The 7,457-nt window shown below is 55.2% G+C and carries 10 protein-coding genes; 7 read left to right on the forward strand and 3 right to left on the reverse strand.

Going from position 1 to position 7,457, the window contains the following annotated elements; translation table 11 throughout:
- The coding region (locus ACH2EH_RS25750; protein WP_395146286.1) for a PA domain-containing protein at nt 1-947 on the reverse strand (947 nt) is incomplete at its 3' end.
- Nucleotides 948-1,103: 156 nt separating this feature from the next.
- Between ACH2EH_RS25750 and ACH2EH_RS25755 the strand changes: the two genes are divergently transcribed.
- The 7 genes from ACH2EH_RS25755 to ACH2EH_RS25785 all read left to right on the forward strand — a co-directional run bounded on the left by ACH2EH_RS25755 (nt 1,104) and on the right by ACH2EH_RS25785 (nt 5,181).
- Entirely contained in the window at nt 1,104-1,751 is a 648-nt protein-coding gene (locus tag ACH2EH_RS25755) for a hypothetical protein (RefSeq protein ID WP_395146287.1), read from the forward strand.
- Between the two features lie 148 nt (nt 1,752-1,899).
- On the forward strand, nt 1,900-2,541 hold the full coding sequence (locus ACH2EH_RS25760) for a hypothetical protein (protein WP_395146288.1): 642 nt from the start codon (nt 1,900-1,902) through the stop codon (nt 2,539-2,541).
- 15 nt (nt 2,542-2,556) lie between these two features.
- Nucleotides 2,557-2,727, forward strand: a complete 171-nt coding sequence (locus ACH2EH_RS25765; protein WP_395146289.1) for a hypothetical protein — start codon at nt 2,557-2,559, stop codon at nt 2,725-2,727.
- A 15-nt stretch (nt 2,728-2,742) separates the two neighbouring features.
- Nucleotides 2,743-3,195 (forward strand): hypothetical protein, encoded by a 453-nt coding sequence (locus tag ACH2EH_RS25770; protein WP_395146290.1) that lies wholly within the window; start codon nt 2,743-2,745, stop codon nt 3,193-3,195.
- A complete protein-coding gene (locus ACH2EH_RS25775; protein ID WP_395146291.1) occupies nt 3,188-3,682 on the forward strand; it encodes a GNAT family N-acetyltransferase in 495 nt (164 codons plus the stop codon). Before ACH2EH_RS25770 ends, ACH2EH_RS25775 begins: the two co-directional genes overlap by 8 nt.
- 16 nt (nt 3,683-3,698) lie before the next feature.
- Nucleotides 3,699-4,163, forward strand: coding sequence for a PilZ domain-containing protein (locus ACH2EH_RS25780; RefSeq protein ID WP_395146292.1), 465 nt, complete (start codon nt 3,699-3,701; stop codon nt 4,161-4,163).
- A 4-nt stretch (nt 4,164-4,167) separates the two neighbouring features.
- The gene (locus ACH2EH_RS25785) at nt 4,168-5,181 is read left to right on the forward strand and encodes a Gfo/Idh/MocA family protein (RefSeq protein WP_395146293.1); all 1,014 of its coding nucleotides are present in this window, start codon (nt 4,168-4,170) and stop codon (nt 5,179-5,181) included.
- A gap of 6 nt (nt 5,182-5,187) precedes the next feature.
- Here the strand turns inward: ACH2EH_RS25785 and ACH2EH_RS25790 are convergent, their stop codons facing one another.
- Nucleotides 5,188-5,883 (reverse strand): hypothetical protein, encoded by a 696-nt coding sequence (locus ACH2EH_RS25790; protein ID WP_395146294.1) that lies wholly within the window; start codon nt 5,881-5,883, stop codon nt 5,188-5,190.
- Nucleotides 5,884-6,566: 683 nt separating this feature from the next.
- Entirely contained in the window at nt 6,567-7,271 is a 705-nt protein-coding gene (locus ACH2EH_RS25795) for a hypothetical protein (protein ID WP_395146295.1), read from the reverse strand.
- Between the last annotated feature and the right edge of the window lie 186 nt (nt 7,272-7,457).

The following is a 7,457-nucleotide window of genomic DNA, read 5'->3' on the forward strand; positions in this document are numbered from 1 at the left end:
AGGCAGTGCCCGGAAGTCGCTAGAAACCAAATAGTGCGCTCGTTGCCTCGTTTCTTAAATGTCCGGGCTGTCTGAAGGAGGCCCGCCATCCCGCCCGCTTGCTCCGCGCCGGGAGCCAGTGCGGGCACCACCGACATGGCATCGTAGAAGCTCTGCACGACAATAATCTGCTTGGCGATCTTGGGGTCTTTACTCTGGCCGGGCAGAATTCCCAGAAAGTTCTTTGCCTGAACCTGCTCCCATTTCATGTCCGCATGGAGCGTGGCCTGCAAGCTCTTACGAGAGAGGGCGAGCGCCTGGAGTGCGGCGGCATCGCTTTTCTTAATGAAAAATCGTGGAATCGAGAGGGGAATCGAGACGAACTTGGCCTCGGCCTCGCCGCGCATTGTTCTGTCGGGTTCGATGAAGATCACGGCTTTTGCCCCTAGTCGAGGGGCGTTGAGCCAGTCCGTGCCGGAGTTGAAATCCACAAGAACAATCGATCCCTCGACGTCTTTACCATTGAAGGCACCAAGCAAACCGTTGCTGGCGTAGATCAGGGGGCCGACCAGACCTTCGGGCGGGAGCTGACTGGTGCGCACGAGGTTGGGCCAGATGCAGTAGAGAGGGTAGGTCTTCCCATTGGCATCTAGGCGCGCCCCTTTGTCCATGGGAACCGTGGCAGTAAAGCTCTCCGCCTTGACATTGGTATCTCCAAAGAGATTCCGGAACTCCTTCTCGACATAGTCCGCCGCACGGCGCTCACCGGGATAGCCCACGACCCGCGAGCCGTTCGTAGAGAGCTCACGAATGGTCCGTGCCAGCGCCGTGTTGTCCACAGTCGCCGCCAGTGCCTTGTATTTGTCCGCCAGAGCGGGGTCTACCGCAGCCCTGACCGACGAAGAGACTGCGACGAGCGCCGTCAGCAAGAGGCCAGCCTGACGAACCAAGCGCGCAAGAGTCATCATCGAGGAGTTCCTTCGTACCACCTCCCCCGTCACCGGGGGGATTCGTCGTGATAATAGCACGTCAGAGCAATTCACCGCAACCAGGGCAAATTCCTGCCTCGCCTTGTCTCGGGTTGAGTCGCGGATTTTCAATGCCCGTTACGCTATAATCTTCTCATGCCTCCGCCGCCACTCTCCGATGATGTTGTTCGCACGATTGTCCAGACCTGTTGGGACGAAGGTCGCGAATACGACTCTGGCGGGGTTCTAGGTATCGAGTATTGGTCACACAAATCCCGCCGGCTTGAGCCAGACTCTGCTCCCGAAATTTACCGGCTTGAGTGGGCGAAAGCCTCCACCTACGGCCTTGAGGAGAACGCTCTGGAGAGAGTTCTCAAGGAGCTTGATGCGCCAACCGATCCAGAAACTCTCTTGGCTTCCGTCCTCTCCAACGAAGACCTTCCACGAATTTACCGTGCCTTTGGTCGGATGTGTGACCATGACAATGACTATGTTTGGAGCATCACCCAACGGGTCTATGACCACAGACCACTGTGGTTGCTACTTCCCTTTGCTGGTAGCATTGTCTGTCTACTAATAGCCGTCATTACCAGCGACTCCCGCTGGGCTATCGGACTGCCCGTAGGCTGCCTGGTTGGTTTCTTTACTATTGCTCTTTGCCAGCGCTACGTCAAAGCACTACCCGACACTTGCATCAGCCCGACAGTGACATTTCGTGATTTAGCGGAGTCTGTCCAGCAGACAGCGCAAGCACGTGCTGAAGAGATGCAGCAAGCAGCTCGACAGTACCAGCAGACAAAGTAAAAGTACCTGCAACTTGAGCAGCGCAGCTAGTATCTAATGCAACAAACCCTGCAAGTGACAAAGTCATGCCAACAGAAAAGGCAACAGAAGCTGTAATCTGAGCAACAGCACCTGCAATTTCTTTAACACAACAAAAGGACTCTCAACGATGCCCACTCTCATTCCTTCCGAGATTCTCAACCTCGCCAAATCCTGCGCCATTCACTGGGGCAAGGTCAACGCTACCCTGGGAACCATGCCGCTTACCTTGCGCCAAGGCTACAATTTGGCAGGCTTCAGCACCGACATTACGGCTCTGGAGCAGCGCCTCGCGCAGATGCCCGCTATCGAGAATGCCTACGGGATCGCTCTGGCGGAGCGCGACGCGGGCAAAGCCCCGCTAAAGGCACGCCTGAAGCAGTTCCGAGCCGCCGTGCAAAACAAGCTGGGGGACTCCGCCTTTGCCACCGAGCTACCCACCCAGCCCTTCGCCACCGGGTCAGAAGCGACGTTTCTTAAAGCCTTCGATGACATGGCAGATCTCTGGGCACGCATCAACTCTGCGACACTTGCCGGGTTCACGCCCCCTCTCACCCTCGGGAAAGGCTACACGCTCGCAAACTTCCGGGCCGATCTTACTGCCCAGCGCGCCGCCTACGATAAGACGCGCCAGACCATCGCCGACACTACCCTTGCTCGCAAGGCGCGCGACACGCAGACCAAAGCCGTCTGGGAGCGCATCAAGCAGTACCGCAATGGCTGCATCGAAGTGCTCGACGACACCGACGAGCTTCTGGCGACAGCCCCATGAAGCTAAGAGGCAAAGATGTCTAAACCATTTGATGCCACCACAAAGTTTCTGGTGGAGCTGAACCCCACGGACTGGCTCCACCTTCTCGGACTGCCCGTTGGCCCGACCCGCATCACGGAGACCGATCTCTCTACTGTCTCCACGGCGGCAGATCGCCTGGTTATCGTGGAGGCAAGCCCACCCTAAAAGAACCGCCTGAAGATGCCCATCTACTACGTGGCCGTTCTGCTGCGCTCCTTCGCCGGACATGCAAACCTCAAGGGACGACATGTGATGCGCGGCCCCGACGACGAGCTGCTTCGTACGGCAACCTTCATTCTGATGGGTATAAAGTTTGATAAAATCCTTGTGGAGAAACTTATGAGCCGAAACGTGCTGGAACTATCGTCTACCTACCAGGCCATGCAGCAGGAAGCTATGGCCGCCGGGCTCGCCCAAGGCATTGCTAAAGGACTTGCGGAAGGACGAACCGGAGGGCGTGCCGAGGAAGCGCGCCGCTTTATCCTGCACATTGGGGCGCGCCGCTTTGGTGTGCCAACGGCAGAGATCGTCGCTGGGCTTGAAGCAATCACTGACCCGGAAGCGCTTGAAGTGATTCTGGATCACTTACTGAGTGTCGAGAGCTGGGAAGAACTGGAGCTGCATCATGCCTGATCTACTTGTGCCGCTCTATAAACTAGCCGCCGTCGAAGACGAACTCACACGGCTGCGTGCTGAGGGGATCGTCGTGCGCCGTGCTTTCCCTTTTGATCTCTCGCGCACGCGCCGCTTTATCGCCCAGACTTTTTCCGAGAGCTGGGCTGATGAGACCGAAGCCGGATTCGCGCGACAACCCATTACCTGCTGGATCGCGATTTCCGAACAAAAAGTGATTGGGTTTGCCTGTGTAGACGCCACGATGCGTGGCTTTTTTGGCCCGACGGGTGTGGAACCGACCTTTCGTGGACGCGGAATTGGTGCGGCCCTCTTGCTCTCCGCGCTCCACGGGCTCAAGGAAATGGGCTACGGGTACGGTATCATTGCGGGGGCTGGCCCCGTGGCATTTTATGAGAAATGTTGCGGCGCGACCGTGATTGAGGGCTCTGAGCCGGGAATCTATGTGGATATGCTCGATTCTGATGGTGAAGAAGGCTCTCGTTAAAGACGATAATACAACCATGCAATTTGATGACGAAGAGATAGAGATTCCCGATGATGTGGAGGCCATCCTGCGCCGCCAAGACGAGGCCATGGCCCTTTTGGACCGCTTACGCACCACGGAGCCGTTTCGCCGCCCCAAGTCCGACCAGCAGGGTGCACGCCGCCGTGAGTTCCGTCGCTGGCCGCTCCCTGAGGGGGTCACTTTGGAGCTGCACGATAGTGCGGACTGGCACGACGCCGATGTTTTAGACATGGGCGTGGGGGGGGCGCGTCTGAATAGCCTCCTGCCGTTTGCCGATGGCCCCACACCCGCGCGCCTGAAAGCGCCCTCCACACAGGCCGTCCTCGTGCTCTGTGATGTGATGTGGAAAGACAATGATGGTCGTGCAGGAATTCGCTTTGAGTTCCGCGACGAAGACGAGCGCGAGAACTGGTCGGGGGGATTGATTGATGCCTTACTTGCCCGCCACGCCGTGAGCTGAAAATATGAAACGAATTGGAATTCTAGGCTGCGGAGTCGTCGCCGACTACGGCCACTCGCATGCCATCGCCCAGACCGACGGCCTTGCCCTCGCTGCTCTCTACGATCCGAACGCCGAGGCGCTCGCACGGCTAGCAGCACGCTACCCGGAGGCGCAGGCTTATACAGACATTGACGCATTCTGGCGCTCGGGGCTCGATGCCGTCTCCATCACGTCGCCCGCCCCGTTTCATCTGGAGAACCTGCGCGGCGCGGCCCAGCATGGGCTTCATGTACTGTGCGAGAAGCCTCTCGCCATGACCGAGAGCGAGATCGAGCAGATGATCGGGATCGCCGAGGGGGCCGGGATTCTCTTTGCCACCGCGCTCTGTTATCGGTTTAGCCCCGTGGCGCAGAAGATCAAACAAATGGTAGACGAGCGCTGGATCGGCGAAGTACGCTCGATGCGCCTGATCTATCTCTGGAACCTGCATGGCAAGTGGGAACGCGACGAGCACGGGAACCGTTTCGAGTCGTCGCGGCGTATCGGGCGCTTTGAGGAGGGCGGCCCGATGGTGGACTGTGGCGTGCACCAGATTGATCTGGCGCTCTGGTGGACCGGCTCGGAGATTATTCGTCAGCAGGCCGCCGCCGCGTGGGTGGAGGAACACGATGCGCCCGGGCACATGTGGCTGCACATGGACCACGCGAGCAACTGCCACACGTGTGTTGAGATCAGCTACTCCTACGCCCACACCGCGCAGAACCCCGTGGACCTTTTTACCTACGAGCTGATCGGCACCGACGGCCTGATTCGCTACGTTCGCGACGGCTGGTTCTTCGAGGTGCGCAACTCCCAGGGCACGCTTCAGTTGCCGGGCGGGAGCGAGAAAGACTTCCACGGGATGTACGCCGCCTGGCGCGATGCGCTCTATACGGGCAAGCTAGGTTCGCTACCGTCGGCACGGGAGGGCCTGCGTGTCACGCGCATCGCCCGCCGTGCCACCGAGTCGGCCCTGGCGACACGCTTCAGGAAATAGGAACGGCTACTCGGGAAGCGGAATCTGCGCCATCGTCAGTCGAACACGCGGAGCACCGAAGGGGCCTTCGGGGACAGCAAAGGTAATTTGCAGCCACGAACGCCCTTGTGCGGAGTAGATCCGGGTCTTGATTAGAAGCTGGCTCATCTGGGAGATATAGCTTGGCACCGCTCCCCCACGCTGAACTAGTGCCGAGATAATTGGATTGAGAAGCCTTAGCATTATGCAGCGACGTTGAAAGGCGCTCAGCTCACGAAAGGGAATCGTGCGCTTGTCAATGTCCTTCAATATCTCTTTCTCTACCACCGCACTGCAAGCGGGTGGGAAAACCCAGGTACGCTGTGGGGGAAGTACCCCCGCTTTGTCAGGGAGAGCTGCAACGAAGAGATAGCGGCGTAGGGTCTCCGGGAGTAGTGAGGCGACGATCTGTTGAAAATCCACAGTGCGCGGAAGGCTTTTCGCCGTGACCGTCAGGCCATCAACCGAGCGAGTCGCGCGGTGCGGACAGAACGAAGCTAGCATCGCCAAAAATCGGTTATCGTCGCACTCTTTCCCAAGAACCAACAAAGGCTTTTCCCGAAGCGTCGCATCTACCTGAATTTTCCTTTTGCTCTTTTTGAGATACTCCTCCAGAGTGGGAGCTTCGGTATAGCCCTTGGGCCATTCTGGTGAAACGGGCTGCTGAAATTCTTTAGGAACCATGACACGGGGGAACAGCGCCCGTGTGGCCGTTTTTGAGGAAACCTGGGAAACGAACTGATAACCTGGTTGCTCTGAGCACGAACTTGCGATATCTGCGTTTCTTCGAGAATACCTTTAGCCTGAAAACACCCAGAGAGTATGGCATTGAAGTAGCTATCCAATAAAAGGCGCTCCATTAAAGTTTGTTGCTCCTGTGGAAGCGCCTGAAAAAAGAGTCCTGTGCTGGCGATGGCATTTTTCTGAGTGGGGGAGAGTGCTTTGTAAAAAGTCTGTAGCGCTCATATATCAGATGTCATGCGATTGACGATTTCATTGCCCAGACTATATTTCTGACAAGTCGACTGAATATGTTCAATAGTTATTTTTATCTCGGCTTCCGTGAGTATAGGAAGGTCATCTGCATGAGAATAGAGTTTAGTTAAGACATATCCGTCCGAAACTCTGGTTGCTTTGTAATCGATAGAGTCTGCTATACGTTTAATTTTTTCTGAAAGAGGAAGAATTGAGGACTGAAGTCGCAGGTATGCTTCTTTCGATAAGCCGTTTCTATACGGAAATCCTTCCACTATAAGTGTAAGGTTTGACAACTCACAGAAATTTTCAAGGTCTTTTATCATGGGTTTAAAATTTACAGTGCCGCTTTTCCAATCTTAAAACTATAGAAAAAGCGGCACATTTTTAAATTACATTCCGCCTGTTCCGTTAGAAAGGATGTCGCCCTCTATACATGACCATCCTCTAATTGCTTCTGCTTGTGGCGTGATAAGACTCGTACCCACTCCATATGCAGCGGACAATGCTGATATCGCCCCGGTAAGTGTGAAGGTTGACGAATAGTGGAGTGCATAGCTGCTAACATAGATAGCTGTAAAATAGGGATGAAATTCATACCCCGTCATGATCAACCCCTCGTTGGCAGCAGGCGAAAATCCACCAAAGGATACACTCGCATATCCTGGAGATACACTGGATTTTTGCCAGACAAAACCTTCTGTAGATTTTATTGTTTTGGGAGGAATATTATCCTCGGAATAGGTACATCTCTGGCTAAGAGTTCCCGATCTTTCTGTGCTAGCATAAATTATTGAGAATGGGTTTGCATATGAAGCCATTAAACTTGCGTTCACTGCTCCAGTTTCCATGCCATTGGGTATGGAAACTGGAGGGGGTAAAATAACCGGGCCTGTGCTGGTAATACTAACAGAACCACCCGGCATACAAAATGGGTTTGCGTCTATACATAACGGGGTTGGGTCGGGGGGAGAAGTATCCAGTATTATTAATGAGCCAAAGAGCCAACCCGAATCTTGAGATGCTTGAGCTTGAACTGTCTGAGGAAATAAGGCGTAGCAAATAATTGGTACGACAGCAAGTGTATTGAACCGCATTTTAATCAACCTCCATTACACAGGACTTGTAGCCGACCACGGACTTGTAGCCGACCACGGACTTGTAGTCGGCCAAGCAGAGTGTACAACTAGCTCAACACTGCTGTCAAGTATAAACCTGGGGAGGTTTTTTACCGATACAGGAACTATGAAATACGCAATCCTTCTGCTCTTTGTGGCTCTGAT

Source organism: Armatimonas sp. (genome assembly GCF_043760365.1).
GTDB lineage: Bacteria > Armatimonadota > Armatimonadia > Armatimonadales > Armatimonadaceae > Armatimonas.